The 22,191-nt window shown below is 47.2% G+C and carries 12 protein-coding genes; 6 read left to right on the top strand and 6 right to left on the bottom strand.

Annotated features, from left to right (window positions below; all coding sequences use genetic code 11):
* Positions 1–41: 41 nt before the first annotated feature.
* Together EXU85_RS29340 and EXU85_RS29335 are read right to left on the bottom strand one after the other, a co-directional pair.
* Positions 42–473 (bottom strand): SufE family protein, encoded by a 432-nt coding sequence (locus tag EXU85_RS29340; protein WP_142775490.1) that lies wholly within the window; start codon positions 471–473, stop codon positions 42–44.
* Positions 474–478: 5 nt separating this feature from the next.
* On the bottom strand, positions 479–1,717 hold the full coding sequence (locus tag EXU85_RS29335; RefSeq protein ID WP_142775489.1) for a cysteine desulfurase: 1,239 nt from the start codon (positions 1,715–1,717) through the stop codon (positions 479–481).
* A 454-nt stretch (positions 1,718–2,171) separates the two neighbouring features.
* Here EXU85_RS29335 and EXU85_RS29330 point away from each other — a divergent pair, with 454 nt between their 5' ends.
* The 6 genes from EXU85_RS29330 (at position 2,172) to EXU85_RS29310 (ending at position 8,819) form a co-directional block, all read left to right on the top strand.
* Entirely contained in the window at positions 2,172–2,492 is a 321-nt protein-coding gene (locus tag EXU85_RS29330; protein WP_142775488.1) for a response regulator transcription factor, read from the top strand.
* A gap of 208 nt (positions 2,493–2,700) precedes the next feature.
* Positions 2,701–4,677 carry a prenyltransferase/squalene oxidase repeat-containing protein gene (locus EXU85_RS29325; RefSeq protein WP_142775487.1) on the top strand — a complete coding sequence of 659 codons (1,977 nt, stop codon included), beginning with the start codon at positions 2,701–2,703 and terminating at the stop codon, positions 4,675–4,677.
* Entirely contained in the window at positions 4,593–5,834 is a 1,242-nt protein-coding gene (locus EXU85_RS29320; RefSeq protein WP_142775486.1) for a hypothetical protein, read from the top strand. Before EXU85_RS29325 ends, EXU85_RS29320 begins: the two co-directional genes overlap by 85 nt.
* A 214-nt stretch (positions 5,835–6,048) precedes the next feature.
* Positions 6,049–6,204, top strand: a complete 156-nt coding sequence (locus EXU85_RS35545; RefSeq protein ID WP_168207890.1) for a hypothetical protein — start codon at positions 6,049–6,051, stop codon at positions 6,202–6,204.
* Between the two features lie 384 nt (positions 6,205–6,588).
* A complete protein-coding gene (locus EXU85_RS29315; RefSeq protein WP_142775485.1) occupies positions 6,589–7,809 on the top strand; it encodes a carboxypeptidase-like regulatory domain-containing protein in 1,221 nt (406 codons plus the stop codon).
* A gap of 65 nt (positions 7,810–7,874) precedes the next feature.
* Positions 7,875–8,819 carry a DoxX family protein gene (locus EXU85_RS29310; protein WP_142775484.1) on the top strand — a complete coding sequence of 315 codons (945 nt, stop codon included), beginning with the start codon at positions 7,875–7,877 and terminating at the stop codon, positions 8,817–8,819.
* A gap of 41 nt (positions 8,820–8,860) precedes the next feature.
* On the opposite strand, the gene EXU85_RS29305 is transcribed toward EXU85_RS29310, so the two are convergent.
* The 4 genes from EXU85_RS29305 to EXU85_RS29290 all read right to left on the bottom strand — a co-directional run bounded on the left by EXU85_RS29305 (position 8,861) and on the right by EXU85_RS29290 (position 21,844).
* Positions 8,861–9,790 (bottom strand): esterase-like activity of phytase family protein, encoded by a 930-nt coding sequence (locus EXU85_RS29305; RefSeq protein WP_142775483.1) that lies wholly within the window; start codon positions 9,788–9,790, stop codon positions 8,861–8,863.
* A 178-nt stretch (positions 9,791–9,968) separates the two neighbouring features.
* On the bottom strand, positions 9,969–11,294 hold the full coding sequence (gene sufD, locus EXU85_RS29300) for a Fe-S cluster assembly protein SufD (protein ID WP_142775482.1): 1,326 nt from the start codon (positions 11,292–11,294) through the stop codon (positions 9,969–9,971).
* An 85-nt stretch (positions 11,295–11,379) separates the two neighbouring features.
* Positions 11,380–12,129: a Fe-S cluster assembly ATPase SufC gene (gene sufC, locus EXU85_RS29295; protein WP_142775481.1), complete on the bottom strand. Its 750-nt coding sequence runs from the start codon at positions 12,127–12,129 to the stop codon at positions 11,380–11,382.
* 253 nt (positions 12,130–12,382) lie between these two features.
* Positions 12,383–21,844 carry a DUF11 domain-containing protein gene (locus EXU85_RS29290; protein WP_168207889.1) on the bottom strand — a complete coding sequence of 3,154 codons (9,462 nt, stop codon included), beginning with the start codon at positions 21,842–21,844 and terminating at the stop codon, positions 12,383–12,385.
* Between the last annotated feature and the right edge of the window lie 347 nt (positions 21,845–22,191).

The raw sequence follows: 22,191 nt of genomic DNA, 5'->3' as shown, positions 1-22,191 counted from the left end.
GTCATTGCTAGTCATGTATGGCTATCAATGACTAGCAATGGTTACGAATGACTTTTTTCTGTGTACGCCCGGCCAAAAGCTTTCATGCGTTCAATCATCGAAGCCAGCCCACCGGCCCGCAACGACGTAATCAAGTTACCCATACCGACTCGAGGGATGAAATACAGGTCGGCGTTGGCAATATCTTCGGGTTTTTCGCCCGATAAGACTCGGATTAACAGGCCAACTAACCCTTTGGAGATCTGAGCGGTTGGTTCGCTATCGCCATAGAAATAGAGTTTGTCGTCCTTCAACTCCGCATCAACCCACACTTTCGACTGACAACCCATAATCCGATTCTCATCGTTTTTCTGGGCTTCAGGCATAGGGGGTAATTTCTTGCCTAAATCAATGATATACTGCGTCTTGTCGAGTAGGTCGTCGAACAAGTCAAATTCCTCAATGATTTCGTCCTGCTTTTCGTTAATGGTCATTTTGCTTACAACATCATTTTCTGAACCCGACGCAAACCCTGCACAAGCCGGTCAACCTCATATCTGGTGTTATAAACCGCAAATGAGGCCCGCGTAGTTCCGGCAATACCCAGGCGTTGCATTAATGGCATGGTGCAATGATGACCCGTTCGAACGGCAATGCCCTGCTGGTCTAAAATTACACCAATATCCTGGTGGTGAATGCCATCCAGCACAAAGGAAATGACCCCAATTTTGTCTTTAGCCTGGCCGATAATTCGTAATCCATCCAGTTCATTCAGTTGTTCTGTTGCATACTGAAGCAGATCGTTTTCGTGGGCAGCAATATTCTCTTTTCCCAAACCTGCCATGTATTCAAGAGCCGTTTTGACTGCTATTACGTCGGCAATGTTAGGCGTACCCGCTTCGAACTTATAAGGCAGATCGCTGTAAGTCGTTTTGGCAAAGGTAACTTCCTTAATCATCTCACCACCCCCCCGGTAGGGTGGCATGGCGTCTAAAATTTCCTTCTTACCATAGAGAACACCCATGCCCGTTGGCCCGTAAAGCTTATGCGCTGAGAGAACGTAGAAATCGGCATCGAGTGCCTGAACATCAAGTTCGAGGTGGGAACTGGCCTGCGCTCCGTCAATTAATACAACGGCTCCCACTTCGTGGGCTTTGTCGATGATGAATTTGACGGGGTTGATGGTTCCCAGGGAATTGGAAATGTGAACGCAGGAAACGAACTTGGTTTTCTCGGATAGCAATTTTTCATACTCATCCAGCAATAACTCACCCTCGTCGTTGATGGGAATAACTTTCAGAATGCACCCTTTTTCTTCGCAGAGCATTTGCCAGGGAACAATGTTTGAATGGTGTTCCATGGTCGAGATAATGATCTCATCGCCCGCTTTCAGGAAATGACGGCCATAGCTCTGAGCCACCAGGTTGATCCCATCGGTGGTACCGTAGGTGAAGATGATCTCCTGCCAGTGTTTTGCATTCAGAAATTCCTGAACCGCCCGGCGGGATGCTTCGAAGGCAGCTGTTGCCTGCTCAGCCAGATGATGGATGCCCCGGTGGATATTGGCATTGTAGCCCTCATAATAGCGAGTCAGGGCATTAATCACCGAAAGCGGCTTCTGATTCGTAGCTGCATTGTCGAAATACACCAGTGGTCGACCGTTGATCTCTTGATCGAGTATCGGGAAATCCTGGCGAATTCGTTGAATGTCAAGGGTATTATCTATGGCTGGCTGCATGAGGAAACAGAATAGGGGACTATAAAAGTCTAGCGAAATCTATTTGGAAAACGCAAAGTAGGTTGAATTAGGTTCGGGGTTTGAGCAACCATGGTGAAATTCCCGGCTTAAATAAATCGAGTTGATACTATTGGAAATTCGTGAAGTTAAAGTTATATCTAATAATAAATAATTCATTTTATGATTTTAGTTTATTAATAGTCTAATCGATAAGTAGTCACCATTTATCTATATATGTACTAGAGATCCCCATTGCGGTGTTTAATTCAATGTATTTAGTTTTTGTCATATAATTTACTTTTTAGTTGATTTCACACGTAAAAAGGGTGATTTCACGCAATTGTGCTCACGAAATATTGTTTCCAATAGTAACGCTATGCTATTTGTCTCGCATAAATTAAATTGGTTACATGTGAATTCAGTTAGTAGTATATCGTATTGATTGTAATTGAAAATGGAGCGACCACATTTTACTCCCAACCGTAACGAGGCACCGCCTAAAATCGCCCTGCCAAACCAGGCCCTTTTTGAGCTTACACCCAGAGAGTGGCAGGTGTTGCTCTATGTTGTCGAAGACCTGACCAATGCCGAAATCGCTGACCTACTTTACTTGAGTACAAAGAGCGTTGTAAACTACAGAAACCGCATTGGCAGCAAACTTAACCTGCAAGGTGCTCGAAAGCTGGCTCAGTTTGCTCGAAAACATCAGCATGAATTACAGAAATTGTATGAGGTGCTGGTTGTTAAATCCCCTTTTTGTGAATATAAGCAATAAGTATATGGCCATCTAGGCTATAAAAGGGAAAGCCAAAGATGCAATTTGTCAAGCTAAACATTTGAAAAAATATGGAGTAAACTCCTCAAAAATTGAGGAGTTTACTCCATATTCTGACTCGATCAAGGCCTATAAATTTGCTGGTAAGTATGTCGCTGGTAGCGAAAATTTGGGCGCGATTGTTTCTTGATTAAGAACTCTAAAAGTTATGAGGAGTAACTTCAGTGATAGAATTAGCAGGCTGCCAGTAAATGATTTAACTATGGGGCGCTTGATGCAGGAAGGTGCACAACAGAAACATATATTTTATCTTAATTTGATTGATTATGTCGCGCCTGTTTTTGACAAAATTTTAGAGCCAGAAAAGGAACAGATCTCGTTCGCGGGTTATTTGTATTTTCGCTTTTTATTAGAGTTTGATGCTATTGTAGATACGGTAGTAGAGCAAAGTAAAATTGCCCAAGCTCAGAAACTAAACTGTATAGTAGAGATACATGAAGCTGCTATCAGAGAATTAGCTTTACTATTTCCAACCAATTCATCATTTTGGCTTAAATTTAATAAGTACAAAAATGAGTATGGAAAAGCTGTCTTAACAGAAAAGCATTTTGCCAAATCTGGGCAATTGTACTCAGAAGCCACTTTTGAGCAACTTGCCGCGGGTAAATCGGCAGTTTGTTATGCCGCAATACAGGCACTCGTAACGCTAAATGGGTGTACACCTTTCGATAATCAGCTTGAAAGATGCTTACGACACATTCATATCGCCTTTCAATATCTTGATGATATTGATGACTTTGAGGCTGATCTTATTAGCGGACAACGAACTTTTGCTCATCAGTTAGTTCAGGAATATTTGACAGAACAAGGTGTGCAATTAGCCGATGAGAAGCTTATGCACAAATATTTATACCTGTCAAATGTAGGTGCTACGATAATCAATAAAGCTATTAGTCATTTTGAGGAGGCCATCAATAGTATAAAAGAAATTGGTCTTACATCATTAGAAGAATATTTGATAACACAAGTAGAATTGGCGAAGAATTTTGCGAATGAAATTGATCTCCTTATCAAAAAAACGCGAATTAAATCAGCTAAAAGTTCAGTCATAATGCCTAGGCTAAGTGTTAGTGAAGCCGCAGATAGCGCATTCATATATTTAACTTCAGTCATTGATAGCGGAACATGGTCAGATTTTATTACTAGTGCTGGTTCTGGTGATACCTGGATTACGGCATACACAGGACGTATGCTGGCGGAATGTGGCGTTGACAAACAATTAATTCAAACAGTATTAGAGAAACTCTCTGCAAAAGGATCATTCAATGGTAGCGTCTTACAGGATGCGGATTCGACTAATTTTTTGGTAGGATTGCATTGGCAGCTTACCAGGTCAATACCTGATCAACTTCTGGATTCATGGCTGTTGTTCAGAAATGAAAAAGGAGGATGGGCCACATATCAGGATGAGGATGGATTACGGGGTCGATTAGGATTGACTAAACACACTACCATAGCTGGCTGGCTTTCTGCCCATGATTGTGTAAGTGCTGCTGCCGCTTATATACTTTCCGACATACCCAGCCTTGATAACGTATATGAGTCAACGTGTCGCTATTTAACCAGACGCTTAGTAGGAGGAGGCTTACACTCATATTGGTGGACAAGTGACCTATATACTCTGTCATTTACGGCATTAGCTTTTGCTAAACGAACGTCTCATTTACCTTATGTTCCTCAATTAGGTTACCGGATTGCTCAAAATCAACACCCAAATGGCTATTGGGTGAATCCTATTGATAATCAACCCAATGCATTTTATACAGCAATTGCCCTAAAAGCACTAATTGCTATTGATGTAAAGTTGTATCAGAATGTTATACAATGTGGAATTAACTGGCTGCTTATGAATCAAACTAAGGATGGTAGTTGGCAAACCAGCCATATTTTGCGAATACCCGCAACAAATGTATTACAGCCCGAAACCGTAAAGCGATGGCGAAAAAGCTCTTTTGGTGTAAACACACTAGTCGATGATCACAACCGGGTTTTTACGACTAGTACAGTCTTTAATATATTGACTATCTCTAAGCAATATCCATGCTTATCGCAAACGATACCAGCGTTCACGTCTTCGACGAAAATAACTGGGTTATTCACTCAGCCAAAGGACGTAACTTTTTGATTAATCAGGCTACCTATCAACTATACCAGATTTTGCGGGAGTCGTCAGATTGGTTAGAAGCTGTCAGGCGGTTTAACCAGATATTCGGTTTAACTCTTAATCAGCAGGAATTTAATGACATAGTTGCTCAAACGTTAGGGGGGTATAACGTGCTGATCGAAGATCAAACACCCGTTAAACCCAGCCTGAAAAACAACTATCTGAAACTAAAGGTAGAGCTTTTACCGGCTTGTGTAGTCGGAGTATTGTCAAAGCCGCTTCAGTGGGTGTATGCACTCAACGTGTTTTGGATCGCTTTTCTGTTATGCTCGTTGGTTGTGCCGATGGTGTACTTTGTGAGTGATGCAAATCAGATAATTGCTCAAACAGATTATGTTTTATACTTCAGCCTGTTGTATGCAACAATGCTGGTTCACGAATTGGGTCACATTGGAGCCTGCGCTAAGTATGGTTTAAAGCATGGCGGGGTAGGATTTGGGTTTTATTTCATTATGCCCGTCATGTACGCCGACATAACAGAGGTATGGTTGGTTGATAGATCACACCGAGTAATTGCAAACTTAGCTGGCATTTTCAATGAGATACTTTACGCAAGCGCTTTAGCGGTTGTGTATTTGATGACCGGTAACGAAACGTGTCTGGCGGTGGCACTCTCTGTATTCACAATGGTCATCTGGGAGTTTAATCCTTTCGTTCGGTTTGATGGCTATTGGGTACTATCTGATTTGACTAATACGCCTAATTTGCTGCAAAAGGCGAATGAAATGTTCAGGATAAGTATTCGCAGGGTCACCCTGATGACTTTTTGGCAGCAACCGAAAACGCAATTACGCAAGCTATCATGGCAAAAGATTGGCTTGTTTATATATGGCTTTATTAATACGCTGCTGTGGGTCGCCATAATGATTTACACCTTGATTATGTATCGTGAAATCGTGTTTCAATTCCCAGTCATCGTTTGGCAATTGTTTGCAAAAGCTGTAAACGCTCAATTGTCGTGGCAGGATTTAAGCCGCCAATATATAACTGTACTGCTATTCTACGTGGTTTTTCTAAAGTTTATTATTAGCCAATGGCAAAGTAATAAGCATATTCTTTTAAAAAATATTAGAAAAAATTACGTGAGTGAGGAATCAATTACAGAAAATAGATTGTGAAGATTTTTTTTATATTAGTCTATCTACTTTTAACTGTTGATGTGTATGAAAAAACAATTAGTGAGGAATCCGGAAAGTAAGATTATATTTTTATTTCAACTGGAAGCACTCGAAGAGCGGCTTGAAAATCGATGGGAGATAGAAGGTTGCGACGAGTGCAACACAAAAGGACCTCACTCCCAAATTAATAACTAATAATTAATTTTTAATGACCATGAAGATTATAAATGACCCTTTACAACCAGATAACAAGCTGGTGTCTCAATTTCAAGTGCAAGAACTGGAAGAACGGCTGGAAAATAAATGGTATGTGGTCAATAATGGACCCCAAGAAGATACCCCTATGGAGGTTACAGTAGTTGTTGATTGATACCCAAAAATATAATAGGTAACACAAATTAAGGTTACTACTAAAGTCATCCGTCTGCTACCTAACGGGGCAGTAGTAGTCGGTTAACCTAAACAGCCCTTAAACTTTCTTAATTTTATTTTTATGCAAACTGTTAATCTATTCGACGCACAGTCTGAAGGTGAACTAGTAGCCTTATTCCAAGTAGAAGAACTTGAAGAGCGTCTTGAAAACAAATGGGAAGTGTCGGCTACAGCTAATTCAGATGGCACTTGCTCGGCTACAGTAAAATGTACATTTTAATATAGCCGGGAATAGTAACAGACTGATGCTTAATTTACTGGGGTGTCTAATTGATATACCCCAGTAAATTACGAAAGGCTCCTGAAATAAGTTAAAAATGATATGAGGAAGATACAAGGGTGGTTATTAATTATTGATTTATTTGTCGCAACTTATAGTTATAGCCAGCAAATTAATGGCTCAGTAGTAGACCTGATTACAAACCAAAGAATTCCTTTCGCTAATATATACTGTCCAAAAATAAAAAAAGGTACATTGAGTAATGAAAATGGAGAATATGGATTCCCTATTCCATCTTTTCCTGTTCAATTAGTTGTATCTCACATCAGTTATCAATCCGATACAATTACTATTGTTGAGCCAACGGATAATTACACGGTACATCTGAAACCCGCTGCTCATGAACTAGACCCAGTAACGGTGAGCAATGCTGGTTATAAATTAATTAAGCAAGCGTTTACTCAAGTAAATGCTGGAAGAAGTATAATTTATGGAAATGCTTTTTACCGTCAATTAACTAAAAATGGATCTCAGTTTACTGAAATTCAAGAAGTTACATATAATATTGCATTGTCAAGTAATAAAATAGAAGGTGTACAGATTGGTAATGCTCGATATGCGAAATTACCTTCTGATGATAAAAAAATGTATTTAAGCTTTACTAATTTTTCTTACTTAGTATTAGCGCAAAAATCAATTAGCCAGTCAAAACCAACAGAAAATGCAGTTCTTTTCCCAGTCCGGCCAGACGTAGCTGATTATTACGACGTTCAAGTAACGGATGTACTAACACAACCGAGTGGTGATAAAATAGCTGAATTAGATTGCCATATTCGAGAAGACTATACAAACCCAGCCTTTTCGGGTAAAGTTTATATCAATATGAATAATTATAAATTAGTGAAGGTGCACGGGACGATCCCAAATAGTATGGGAGCAGTAATAAACAATGCCAAAACACTGACTGAGAATTATGTTTATACAGTTGATGTGGATTATACATCTCAAGCAAATACCACAGTTTTTAACAGTATTCGAGTAACCGTTGAGTTTGATCAACTTATTAGGGCGACTGGCGAAAAGCGAAAAGATTGGGTAAGTGCATTTTTATTGATTAATGACTTCAGTAATGCAGCTACTAGAGGTAAATACAAGCCAATAAATATTCACCGTGAAGATTTAAAGCTTATTCAAGGCGCGAAATATGACGCTGAGTTTTGGCGAAATAATTCGGTAGTACGACGAACGCCTTTAGAAGAAAGTACTATTAAAGCCTTTGAGCAACAGGGCGTAATGGGAAACATGAAATTTGAGCCACAGTAAACGATACACTTCCTGTTTCTACTGAGTAATTTCTTATTCGGAGTTACATAAAAATCATTACAGTTATGAATGCTATTGTATTAACCCGAATAGCTTCGGTTATTCTGGGCTTGCTATACCTTGCTTCCGGTATTAGCAAAGCGATGGATATTAATGGCTTTGCCGATGTAATTGCCCGCTATGGCATCCCTCGGCTAAGAATGTTTGCCCCATTTATTATTGGGTTGGAAATTACACTTGGCATTGGGCTATTGTTTGAGGTGTACCGCCAACGAGCCGGGCTACTATCGTTGGGGTTACTCATTACACTCACGCTCATCTTTGCCTTCGGTTATATTTTTCTGAATATAAGCGATTGTGGTTGTTTTGGGGATGTAATTAGCATGTCGCCAACTGTAGCTCTATTTCGTAATATACTTATGATTGCCTTGTCTTTCTGTATATGGCGGCAACCCGAAAGCCAAACTAGTAAAGCTATTTTGAAGACTTTCTTTGCAGTTATACTGGGTATCATTACATTCGTAATGACTGGTTTTGAAATGAAAAACACTTATGTTGAAATAAGCGTACATGAGGGAATGAATTTGAACAATACATTTATGAGGCCTTTCATTTCGCTTAATAAAGACCAATTGTTTTTTGTTTTCAGTCCAGCTTGTCCACACTGCCAACAGGTAACTCCAACTATTAATACTTATACAGAAACAGAGTCAGTTGACGAAGTGGTAGGGATGTATCCCCACACGGTGTCGGCAGAATCACTTCGTGAGTACCGAAAGAAATTGACTCCTAATTTTCGCACAATTGCTGTTACTAAAGAATCTTTACACTCAGTTACTCACACTCTGCCAACTATATTGTTAATCCGTAAAGGGTATGTTGTGAAAATATATATGGACAATATTCCAGGCCCTCATCAAATCGTAGCTTCTTATAATGAGAATAGTTTAATGGGTAATAGAGCATCTCAATTACCTTCCGTATTTCGTTATTTTTCATCGATTAAGTAAAGCCTGGAAGAAACCCAGAGCTAGTGAAGTTTTTAATAAAGTTACTTTCTTCGTAAAACAATCACCTGATTTCGTAAGGTTTTGTTCCGGCGGAAATTATCATCGGCCATAAGGACTAGCGTTTGGTGTTGCTCATCGGCCCAGGCCATGGCTTCGAGATTGCAGATGTCGCCAGGAAATTGACGATTAAAATCGAAGGCTAGTTCTTTGATTAGGGTATGGGTTTTCTCATTCGGAGTTGCTACGTATAAGTTTGCTGTAACTCGTTTTTGGCTGGCATCGTAGCATCGTTCCAGCACTAGTATGCGCTGGGCATCTACGGCTAGTATTTCCGAAATGCCGCCCACTCGCTCTTCGCCCTGCGCAAAGGCGCAGCGGTTGATTGGATACGCAAATCGCTCAACAACAGGATCAGCAGCCAGCGGATTGGGGTAACGAAAGAATGTAATCGTGTCTTGATTCATGAGTGTTTCGCCTTCCCAACCGGCTTCAGGCACCACCCACAAGGCTCCCGACGAGGTGACTGCCAATCCTTCAAGCCCTTTGTTAGGTGCAGGTACCGGTATTTTCAACAAAACCTGGCTGGCACTATCACGAACTGACTTGCCATATAGTACCGACGTGACAAATTCGTGTTCATCCGTCCAGAAATAGGTGCTGGTTCGGGCATCGTAGCGAACACTTTCAAACCAGAACGGATTTTTCTGGGCTAGTTTCAGGTGTGATGAATCGCCTAAATCCCGGATGGACCGGATGTTGGCAAAAACGAAATGCCAGCCCCGGTCGCTTACAAAATGCCACTCGCCTGTGGCGGGTACAATCTCAAGACCCGAAATTCCCCGCAGACTATCCCGGATAAAAGGCATCGTTAATGAATCGCCTTCAAATGAGAATTGCAGACTTTGCCCGAATGCGGCACCACCGAATGCGGCACAGATGGTAAGCCAGGTAAGTACGAGTAGTGATTTCATAGATAGTGTACGATGGGTTATGAAGCGAATCGGTCAGCCAAACAGCGAAAACACTGGTTGACTGACCGATTTTATTAACAGCCTAAAACCCCTAAATCCCTTAAAGGGGACTTGGCTCACTTTTAGACAAAGTCCCCTTCAGGGGATTTAGGGGTTTTAGATAGTTCCATAGGGTGAATTACTTCGTTAACTTCTCCGTAATAACTCGCTCCAGGTATTCACGGATAGGCTGAATTTTGATTTGACTTAGTACGTCTTGCGAGAAAGCGTACAGCAATAACGTACGGGCTTCATCTTTCGGAATACCGCGCGAGCGCATGTAAAACAGCGCTTCGTCGTTAAGCTGACCCGTAGTAGTACCGTGTGAACACTTTACATCGTCGGCAAAAATTTCCAACTGAGGCTTCGTGTTCATTGATGCACCCGGTGACAGAACCACGTTTTTGCATGACTGGTACGCATTGGTTTTCTGCGCATCGGGCCGAACAAAAATCTTGCCGTTGAAAACCCCTGTGCTATTGTCATCCAGGACACCCTTATAAAGTTCGCTGCTGTACGAGTTCGGCATGGCGTGGTCTACAAGCGTGTGGTTATCCACATGCTGACGGCCGTTCGGCATGTATAAACCATACATAAACGCTTCGGCATGCTGGCCGTTGAGCACAATGTTCAGGTTGTTGCGAACGAAGTTACCGTTGAGCGTAACCGTAGCCGAATAGAAATGACTGTTGTCTTTCTGACTCACCTGCGTGGTGCCGATATGGTAGGCTTTCTCGGTTTCGTTCTGCACTTTGTAGTACTGCATCCGGGCGTCGCGGTCAAGCACGATTTCGGTTACTACATTGACAAAGCTTGTTCCTTCACCAAGGGTCCGATACGATTCGGCCATCATGACCTCCGCATTTTTACCAACCACAACCAGGTTACGAGGTTGTGAGGCAATGTTTTTTGTACGGGTATCGGTAATGAACCGAAGGATGATGGGCTGCTCAACCGTTGTATTGTCAGGTACTCGAATCACTACACCATCGCTGGCCAGGGCGGTATTCAACGCCGTAAAGGCGTTGTCCTGATAATCGGCGTAATGGGCAAAATGAGTGCCTATTAATTCAGGTTCAGACTTTAGGGCAGTGGCGAAGTTCGTAATCTGTAGCTGATCTGCCGGACTAATAATGCGGGAAAGCTCAGGATGATAACGGCCGTTAATGAAGTACAGCAAGTTCCCATCAAGGTTTGGAATTTCCAGCGGAGCCAGATCGTCAACTGTTAATGTCGTGGTATCATCAAGCTCAAACGCTTGTTTAAGTAGCCCATTGACGCTGGAGTATTTCCACTCTTCGTGACGGATTGTGGGGAAACCAAGTTGATCGAACTGCTTCAGGGCTGCCCTACGGAGTTGATGAACCGGTGCTTTTCGCTCACCGTTCATGCGATCTTCGTTGTCCCGGAAAGCCGTCAGCAACTGGTCTTTAAATTCGTTATAGGATGCGTAAGAGGGAGTCATCTTTTAGTTAGTGAAGAATGTAGAATGTAGAATGAAAAGTAGAGAGTGATTATTCTACACTTTTCATTCTACATTCCTCACTGATTTATACGGCTTCTGCTTTAATCCAGTCGTATCCTTTTTCTTCCAGTTCGAGGGCCAGTTCTTTCGGGCCTGATTTTACGATGCGCCCTTTGTATAAGACGTGTACGTAATCGGGTACGATATAATCTAATAGTCGTTGGTAGTGGGTTACCACAATCGTGGCCCGTTCTGGCGACCGGAGCTGATTCACACCATCGGCTACGATCCGTAATGCATCAATGTCTAGTCCTGAATCGGTCTCATCCAGGATAGCCAATTTTGGTTCGAGCATAGCCATCTGGAAAATTTCGTTCCGTTTTTTCTCTCCTCCCGAGAAGCCTTCGTTCAGCGACCGGCTCAGTAGCGATTGGTCGATGTTAACGAGTTTCATTTTCTCTTTCATCAACTTCAGAAACTGCACGGCATCGAGAGGGTCCTGGCCACGGTATTTGCGAATTTCGTTCAGGGCCGTCTTTAAAAAATTAGTCGTGCTAACCCCCGGAATCTCAACGGGGTACTGAAAGGCCAGGAAGATACCTTCGGCGGCCCGCTCTTCGGGGGCCATATCGAGCAAATCCTTTCCGTCAAATAAAACACTACCACCCGTTACTGTATAATCTTCCCGGCCTGCCAGAACAGAAGCTAGTGTGCTCTTGCCAGCTCCATTGGGACCCATAATGGCGTGAACCTCACCGGCATTGACTTCCAGATTGAGACCTCTTAATATTTCTTTTTCGCCTATTGAGGCTTGTAAATTACTGATGGATAACATAATAAGTTATAGCGTGACGGGCAAACAAAGCCGCAAAGTTAACAGATCAAACGGTATCTGTTCTGGTAGGGTAACAAAATAGGGGGTTTAAAAGTTGGCGTGCCTGATTCTTATTGATCTATTACCAGGATTCATGGCTAAAAATGCCAAAACCCGCTAATGAAGAGCGGGTTTTGGCAACTAGTGGGTTGTTTTTGGCCAACACAACGATTTGAGTGTATAACTGCAAATGAACGTTGTATACTGGGTTTCATTATGGATTACCCGCTCGTCTAGCTCCTTTTGTCTGTTTGATAACTAATGGCACACAACTGGTTTCCGGGCAATTGCAGACTGTAGGTAGCAACGTGACAGTCACATCTTTGTAACACGTAGAAAAGATTCGTACCGTGTAAGTTTGAGCTGCAACGGGGTTAAACAGGTTGCTTACAATGACTCCATCTGCTGGAATGACCTGGGGCGCACCAGATAGGACGACGGCAGGATTGAAGATAGAACCATCTGAATATTGATACGTATCCCCAGTTGTGAACCCACTTACTACAATTTTACCGTTTGCCTGGGGACTATTACCCAGGCACGTCACTGGGACTGCCGTAGCCACCGCACTCACGCTACATACCGGCTCCAGAGGGCAGGAAGTCGGAGCCGTGTAGGTCGTGCTGGCAATCTGACCTAGATAGCTGACCGTTACAGTGTGGTTCCCCGTTCCACTCATGAGCCCACTCATTGAATAGGGAATAGATGTCGCCCCTGCACTCACCGAAAGAGTAATCGTATTGGCTCCATCGGAAATGAGAGCCAGGCCAGCTACCGCATTGGTCAGACTAATGACACCTGTGGTGTTGTAGGTATTGGTACCTGGTTGACACACTCCTGGGTCTGTGATGCTTAGACTAATCTCACTCGTACAACTAACAGGCGCGCTATAGCTGGCACTAATGGTTGAACAACCTGGTAAAGTGACTTCTACCATATGAGTGACTCCATCCGAGAGCAGATTGGCGAAAATGGCTGTCAGGCTGGTGGTGGCTGGGCTGGTCAGCAGAGTTTGGCTTTGTCCCCCATCACTCACTGTTACTGTTCCGGCCGTGGGATTGGTTAATGTAATGACTACCGTCGACGAATAACTATTAGTGGCTGTTTGACAGAGGCCGGCACTAGCTACCGCACTCAGGCTGCAAACGGGGGCTACTGAACAGGAGGCCGGGGCCGTGAATGTAGCTGTGGTGGTTCCACAACCGGGCAAACTGACTGTGGCCGTGTGGCTGTTTCCATCCGAAATCAGGTCAGCAAGGATAATGGTTAGGGAACTAATGCCACTCGAAACGGTCTGACTGCTGGGGGCTGTTCCAGGGGCACTAACGGTCAGTGTTCCTGAAATTGCATTAGTCAGGTTGACTACCACTGAAGCGGAATAGGTGTTGGCCGCTGTTGAGCAGATCCCAGCGGTGGCCACCGCACTTACACTACATACCGGCTCTACAGAGCAGGAAGTCGGAGCCGTGTAGGTCGTGCTGGCAGTTTGCCCAAGATAGCTGACCGTCACGGTATGTGTACCTGTTCCACTCATGAGCCCACTCATCGAATAGGGAATAGACGTATCTCCATTACTGACTACGACGGTGAGGCTACTGGTACCATCTACCAGCGTAGCCAGACCAGCTACCGCATTGGTCAGACTAATGACACCCGTGGTGTTGTAGGTATTGGTGCCTGGTTGACACACCCCCGGATCCGTCAGGGCTAGCCCCAATTCGGATTGGCAACTAGCCGGAGCGGTATAGGTCGAACTAGTAGTTGTGCAACCCGGCAGGCTAACTACCACGGTATGACTGATTCCATCAGAGACCAAATTGGTAAAGACTGCTGTCAGATTAATGGTAGCCGGACTAGTCAGTAGTGTTTGGGTCTGTGTTCCGTCCGTGACTGTGAGTGTACCAGTAACGGGATTGGTTAACGTGATAATAACTGTTGACGAGTAACTGTTCGTGATTGACTGACAAAGTCCGGGTAGAGGCAATGCACTAATAGAACAAATAGGCGCTACTGAGCACGAAGCCGGGGCTGTATAGGTTGTAGTTGCCGTGCTACAGCCAGGCAGACTAGCGGTTATGGTATGAACCGCCCCATCGGATACTAAGTCGATAAAGCTAACCGTAAAGGTTGCTGATACCCCAGCCGTAGTAACAAAGGTGTTGCTTTGCGTTCCATCCGTAATGGTTAATGTACCCGCTGGTGGATTAGTCAACTGAACCAATGCCGTCGAAGTATAGGTATTGGTGGCTGTTTGACAGAGGCCGACCGTAGTTACCGCACTTAGGCTACATGAAGCAGGTGTTATTGAGCAGGAAGCCGGGGCCGAGAAGGTAGCGGTGGTGGTTGAACAACCCGGCAGGCTCACCAGTACGCTGTTGCTTGCTCCATCGGAAAGCAGGCCCTCGAGTACAAGGGTAACGGAATTGCTACCACTGGAAACGGCCTGACTGATGGAAGTTACCCCTGGCAGGCTGGCCGTCAGTGTTCCTGAAATTGCACTAGTCAGGTTGACTACCACTGAAGCCGAATAGGTGTTGGTGGCTGTTGCGCAGAGTCCCGCTGTGGCCACCGCACTGATGGAGCAGACCGGTGCCACCGAGCAGGAGGCAGGGGCCGTGTAAGTGGTGCTGGTGGTTGAACAACCGGGCAGGCTCACCAGTACGGTGTGGCTAGTCCCATCCGAGATCAGATTAGCGAAGACTGCTGTTAAACTGGTGGTGACTGGGCTAGTCGCCAACGTTTGGGTCTGTGCTCCGTTGGTAACGGTGAGCGTCCCCGTGGTGGGATTGGTCAGGCTGATGACTACCGAAGTGGAGTACGTATTGGTCGCCGTCGAGCAAAGCCCCGCCGTTGCTACGGCACTTACACTACAAATGGGGGCAACTGAACAAGAAGTAGGTGCCGTGAAGGTGGCGGTGGTGGTTCCACAACCGGGTAGACTCACCGTGGCCGTATGTGATACTCCATCCGAAAGCAGACCTGGAAGCGTAAGCGTTAATGAGCTGCTGCCGCTGGAAACGGCCTGGCTAACGGAGGTTGCTCCCGGTATGTTCACCGTCAGGGTACCAGCCTGGGCATTGGCCAGGTTGACCACCACCAAGGCTGAATAGGTGTTGGTGGCTGTTGCGCAGAGTCCCGCTGTGGCCACCGCACTGATAGAGCAGACCGGTGCCACCGAGCAGGAGGCAGGGGCCGTGTAAGTGGTGCTGGTGGTTGAACAACCCGGCAGGCTCACCAGTACGGTGTGGCTAGCTCCATCGGAGGGCAGGTTGGCAAAAGTCGCCGTCAGGCTGGTTGTAGTTGGGCTGGTCGGCAGGGTTTGGGTCTGTCCTCCATTGGTGACCGTTAGTGTCCCCGTGGTGGGATTGGTCAGGCTGATCACTACATTGGACGAGTAGGTATTAGTCGCTGTTTGACAGAGTCCAGCAGTGGCTACGGCGTTGATGGAACAGATAGGAGCTGTTGTACAGGACTCTGGGGCGGTATAGGTCGTGCTGGAAATTTGCCCTAAATAGCTGACCGTTACAGTGTGGGTACCTGTTCCACTAATGAGGCCACTCATTGAATAGGGAACAGACGTTGCACCTGCACTCACCGAAAGACTAACTGTGTTCGTTCCATCGGAAATAAGGGCTGTCCCAGCCAACGCATTGGTTAGGCTGATAACGCCTGTCGTAGTATACGTGTTGGTGCCAGGCTGACAGACGCCAGGGTCAGTGATGCTTAAGCCAATTTCACTCGTACAACTAAGTGGTGCGGTGAATAGAGCAGTGGTAGTTGAACACCCAGGTAGGCTAACGGTGACAGCATGACTAGCTCCGTCGGAGAGAAGTTCAGTAAAGATAGCCGTCAGAGAGGTTGTACTAGCAGTAATTGTCTGGCTAATGGGGGCTACACCTGGAATACTGAGAATGACGACTCCATCCTGAGCATTGGCCAGACTAATGAGTGCTGTAGCTGAATAGGTATTGGTCGCCGTTGCACATAACCCCACAGTAACCGCTGCACTGATGGAGCAGACCGGTGCGATCGAGCAGGAGGTAGGGGCGGTATAGGTCGTGCTTGTTGAACTACAGCCAGACAGTGTGGCCGTTAGGGTATGACTGGCTCCATTAGAAACGATATTGGCTAGCGTTGCCGTAAACGAGGCACTACTTCCACTGGTAGTAGCAAAGGTCAGACTGGTTGGCCCATCCGTAACAGTGAGTGTCCCCGTGGTGGGATTGGTTAAGGTGATGACCGCTATTGTGGTAAAGGTATTGGTCGCAGAGGCACAGATTCCTGGTGTAGCAACCGCACTTATACTACAAACGGGTGCTACCGAGCAGGAAACTGGAGCGGTGAACGTTGCGGTAGTGGTTCCACAACCGGGCAGACTCATCGTAACGGTATGACTGGTCCCATCTGAAATTAGGCCGTCAAGCACAAAGGTTACCTCATTGGTGCCGCTCGAAACGGTCTGGCTGCTGGGTGGAACTCCTGGAGAAGTCACGCCTAACGTACCGGCAGTCGGGTTGCTCAGGTTGACCACCACCGAAACGGAGTACGTATTGGTGGCTGTTGCGCAGAGTCCCGCTGTGGCCACCGCACTGATGGAGCAGACCGGTGCCACCGAGCAGGAGGCTGGTGCCGTATAGGTGGTGCTGGTGGTTGAACAACCCGGTAAGCTGACCAGCATCGTGTGGCTAGTCCCATCTGAGATCAGACTAGCGAAGACTGCTGTTAAACTGGTGGTGACTGGGCTAGTCGCCAACGTTTGGGTCTGTGCTCCATTGGTGACCGTTAGTGTCCCCGTGGTGGGATTGGCTAAGGTAATGACTACCGAAGTGGAGTACGTATTGGTCGCCGTCGAGCAAAGCCCCGCCGTTGCTACGGCACTTACACTACAAATGGGTGCGATCGAGCAGGAGACCGGGGCCGTGAAGGTGGCGGTGGTGGTTCCACAACCGGGTAGACTCACCGTGGCCGTATGTGATACTCCATCTGAAAGCAGACCTGGAAGCGTAAGCGTTATTGAGCTGCTGCCGCTGGAGACGGCCTGGCTAACGGAGGTTGCTCCCGGTATGTTCACCGTCAGGGTACCAGCCTGGGCATTGCTCAGGTTGACCACCACCAAGGCTGAATAGGTGTTGGTGGCCGTGCTGCACAAGCCCGCTGTGGCCACCGCACTGATAGAGCAGACCGGTGCCACCGAGCAGGAGGCAGGGGCGGTGTAAGTGGTGCTGGTGGTTGAGCAACCCGGCAGGCTCACCAGTACGGTGTGGCTAGCTCCATCGGAGAGCAGGTTGGCAAAGGTCGCCGTCAGGCTGGTGGTGGCAGGGCTGGTCAGCAGGGTTTGGGTCTGTGCTCCATTGGTGACCGTTAGGGTCCCTGTGGTGGGGTTGACTAAGGTAATGACCACTTTTGAGGAATACGTGTTGGTGGCCGTTTGGCAAAGACCGGCGGTGGCCACCGCACTCACACTACAAACCGGAGCCGGAGTGGCCGTGCAGGCAGTGGGTGCTGTAAAAGCCGCTGAGGTGGTGCCACAACCGGGCAGGCTCACCTTGACGATCCGAGTAAGCCCATCGGGGATCAGGTCAGAAAAAACGAAGGTCACCGAACTGGTGCCCGCCGAAACCGGCTGGCTGCCGGAGTCTGCTCCGAATGCGTCAACGATGAGGTTGCCAGCCTGGGTATTGCTCAGGTTGACCACCACCGAAACGGAGTACGTATTAGTGGCTGTTGCGCAGAGTCCCGCTGTGGCCACCGCACTGATGGAGCAAACAGGTGCCACCGAGCAGGAGGCTGGTGCCGTGTAAGTGGTGCTGGTGGTTGAACAACCGGGCAGGCTCACCAGTACGGTGTGGCTAGTCCCATCCGAGATCAGATTAGCGAAGACTGCTGTTAAACTGGTGGTGGCTGGGCTAGTCGCCAACGTTTGGGTCTGTGCTCCATTGGTGACCGTTAGTGTCCCCGTGGTGGGATTGGCTAAGGTAATGACTACCGAAGTGGAGTACGTATTGGTCGCCGTCGAGCAAAGCCCCGCCGTTGCTACGGCACTTACACTACAAATGGGGGCAACTGAACAAGAAGTAGGTGCCGTGAAGGTGGCGGTGGTGGTTCCACAACCGGGTAGACTCACCGTGGCCGTATGGCTGTCTCCATCCGAAAGCAGACCTGGAAGCGTAAGCGTTAATGAGCTGCTGCCACTGGAGACGGCCTGGCTAACGGAGGTTGCTCCCGGTATGTTCACCGTCAGGGTACCAGCCTGGGCACTGGTCAGGTTGACCACCACCAAGGCTGAATAGGTGTTGGTGGCCGTGCTGCACAAGCCCGCTGTGACAAGGGCATTGATGGAGCAGACCGGTGCCACCGAGCAGGAGGCAGGGGCGGTGTAAGTGGTGCTGGTAGTCGAACAGCCAGATAAACTTACGACCACCGTGTGGCTAGCTCCATCCGAGATCAGATTAGCGAAGACTGCTGTTAAACTGGTGGTGACTGGGCTAGTCGCCAACGTTTGGGTCTGTGCTCCATTGGTAACGGTGAGCGTTCCCGTGGTGGGGTTGACTAAGGTAATGACCACTCTTGAGGAATACGTGTTGGTGACCGTTTGGCAGACTCCAGCGGTAGCCACCGCACTCACACTACAAACCGGAGCCGGAGTGGCCGTGCAGGCAGTGGGTGCTGTAAAAGCCGCTGAGGTGGTGCCACAACCGGGCAGGCTCACCTTGACGATCCGAGTAAGCCCATCGGGGATCAGGCCAGAAAAAACGAAGGTCACCGAACTGGTGCCCGCCGAAACGGGCTGGCTACCGGAGTCTGCTCCGAATGCGTCAACGATGAGGTTGCCAGCCTGGGCATTGCTCAGGTTGACCACCACCGAAACGGAGTACGTATTGGTGGCTGTTTGACAGAGTCCAGCGGTAGCTACTGCATTTAGGTTGCATCCCGAAGGCACTACTGAGCATGACGCTGGTGCTGTGTACGTAGCGTTGGTAGTCGAGCAACCAGGCAGGCTAACCACTACCTGATGGCTAGCACCATCCGAGGGCAGGTTAGCAAAGGTCGCCGTTAGGCTGGTGGTGGCCGGGTTGGTCACCAGCGTCTGACTTTGTCCTCCGTTGGTGATGGTGAGTGTCCCCGTGATGGGATTGGTCAGACTGATAATTACGTTGGACGAGTAGGTATTGGTGGCTGTTTGACAGAGGCTAGCCGTAGCTACCGCGCTCAGGCTGCAAATGGGGGCAACTGAACAAGAAGTAGGTGCCGTGAAGGTGGCGGTGGTGGTTCCACAACCGGGTAGACTTACTGTCGCCGTATGTGATACTCCATCTGAAAGCAGACCTGGAAGCGTAAGCGTTAATGAGCTGCTGCCGCTGGAGACGGCCTGGCTAACGGAGGTTGCTCCCGGTATGTTCACCGTCAGGGTACCAGCCTGGGCATTGCTCAGGTTGACCACCACCAAGGCTGAATAGGTGTTGGTGGCCGTGCTGCACAAGCCCGCTGTGACAAGGGCACTGATAGAGCAGACCGGTGCCACCGAGCAGGAGGCAGGGGCCGTGTAAGTGGTGCTGGTGGTTGAACAACCCGGCAGGCTCACCAGTACGGTGTGGCTAGCTCCATCCGAGAGCAGGTTGGCAAAGGTCGCCGTCAGGCTGGTGGTGGCTGGACTGGTCAGCAGGGTTTGGGTCTGTGCTCCATTGGTGACCGTTAGTGTCCCTGTAGTGGGATTGACTAAGGTAATGACCACTCTTGAGGAATAGGTGTTGGTGGCCGTTTGACAGACTCCAGCGGTAGCCACCGCACTCACACTACAAACCGGAGCCGGAGTGGCCGTGCAGGCAGTGGGTGCTGTAAAAGCCGCTGAGGTGGTGCCACAACCGGGCAGGCTCACCTTGACGATCCGAGTAAGCCCATCGGGGATCAGGCCAGAAAAAACGAAGGTCACCGAACTGGTGCCCGCCGAAACGGGCTGGCTACCGGAGTCTGCTCCGAATGCGTCAACGATGAGGTTGCCAGCCTGGGCATTGCTCAGGTTGACCACCACCGAAACGGAGTACGTATTGGTGGCCGTCGAGCAGAGTCCAGCGGTAACTACCGCATTCAAGTTGCATCCCGAAGGGGCTATGGAACATGATGCTGGTGCCGTATAGGTGGTGCTGGTAGTCGAACAGCCAGGTAAACTCACGACCACAGTATGGCTAGCTCCATCGGAGGGCAGATTTGAAAAAGTTGCCGTTAGACTGGTTGTAGTTGGGTTGGTCAGTAGCGTTTGAGTCTGTGCTCCATTGGTGACCGTTAGTGTCCCCGTGGTGGGATTGGTCAGGCTGATGACTACCGTTGAGGAGTAACTATTGGTGGCTGTTTGACAGAGTCCAGCAGTGGCTACGGCGCTGATGGAACAATTAGGGCCGGCGGAACAGGAGGTAGGAGCTGTATAAGTGGTGCTAGCGGTTGAGCAGCCGGGTAAGCTAACCACGACTGTGTGATTAGATCCGTTTGGAATTAAATTATCAAGGATAGCCGTAAAAGTAGTTGAGCTGCCTGCGGTAGTGGCAAAGGTCAGGCTTTGTGGGCCATCTGTTATCGTCAACGTTCCTGCGGTCGGATTGGTCAATGTGATAAGAGCTGTTGTCGAGTAGGTGTTGGTAAGAGGTGTGCAGAGTCCAGGAGTGGCTACTATACTTACTTGACAGCAGGTTGTTGGTAGCAAAACTGCTGTTACATCGGTGTAACAACCCGAGGCATTGTAAACCCGGATGGTGTACGATTGAGCTGTAACTGGGTTCGCCAGATTGGCTGCAATAATGCCCCCTGCTGGAATAGCCTTGGCCGCGCCAGATAGAGAAGCCGCCGGGTTGAAATCAGTGCCCAGTGAGTATTGATAGGTGTAACCAGAACGAAAGTTGCTTAAGGTAATCTGACCGTTTGCCTGAGGTACAGTACCTAGGCACATTGCAGGAGTGGCAATAGCTCCGAAGGTAGGCAGGGTATCTTCTTCAACAATAAAAGGGCAGCAACTAAAATCCGGGCACTTTCCTGTTACATTATCAACGGCCAGACTGTATGTGCCTGGTGCGGTTATATCGAGTATATTGGTTGTTTGACTGGTAAGCTCAATGTCATTTTTGAACCATTTATAGGAAGATCGGCCTGGAGCTGCTGTTAAACGAATCTGGTAGGTATCTCCCGCACAAAAAATAACGGGTATAGTCGTACAAACAGTAGCCGTATCACCTGGTATGGTTGCCTGATTGTAAAGAATACCTGAGCTATCGGCAGCCGCCTGATAGGTAAGGCTTACACTCTGATTTGCGGCTAGAGAGGCTACTTTCCACAGACGAATAGGTGTGCCTTGTGTTAAGGTAGTACCTGTTGGAACCGTAGCTGAACCTGTTACAAAGTTGAGCCCGGTAGACATTGAGTCTCTGACAATAACATTGGTAGCGGTGGTAGTACCCGTATTCGTCAGTACTACCGTATAGGTCATTACATTCCCGATCTTTGCTTTGCTCTTGTCGACCAACTTGTCCAGGGAAAGTTGAGTATCAGTAGATTGTGCTGAGATTGCCTGACCAAAAAGTAGGAATAGGGCTAATGCGCCTGGAAAGCCGCATTTAACCAATCTAAATCGAAACCAAAACGTACTGAAAACTAAGAGGAAAGTGAATGGGTCAGGTAATAACTTGAGCATATGACAGAGCAGTTGAGTACAGAAGTCGATTTGTTCATAAATCAGAAACTGCATAGCAAAGCCTGTGCCATATATGACTACATATTATTATTGATAAGTTTTATTTTGTATATTATACGTATTATAGATTTATGTAAATTTATTATTGTCTAGTTTTAGTTAATTATTGTATTATATTGGTAACTTTTATTGGGCCCTGATTAAGCCTAAAACACCTCTGTTTAGATCTATACGTTCTTTGTTCAATCGCTTGAGCCCAGAGCCATACAAAGTTGAGTCATCAATTAAGCTCAAGATATAACTCATCAAAGAGCTAGTTGAACTAACAAAAAAACCATCCGAAAGCA

It is taken from the genome of Spirosoma sp. KCTC 42546, from assembly GCF_006965485.1.
GTDB lineage: Bacteria > Bacteroidota > Bacteroidia > Cytophagales > Spirosomataceae > Spirosoma.
The sequence above is the reverse complement of the archived record's forward strand: the minus strand, read 5'-3'. Positions and strand labels throughout refer to the sequence as shown.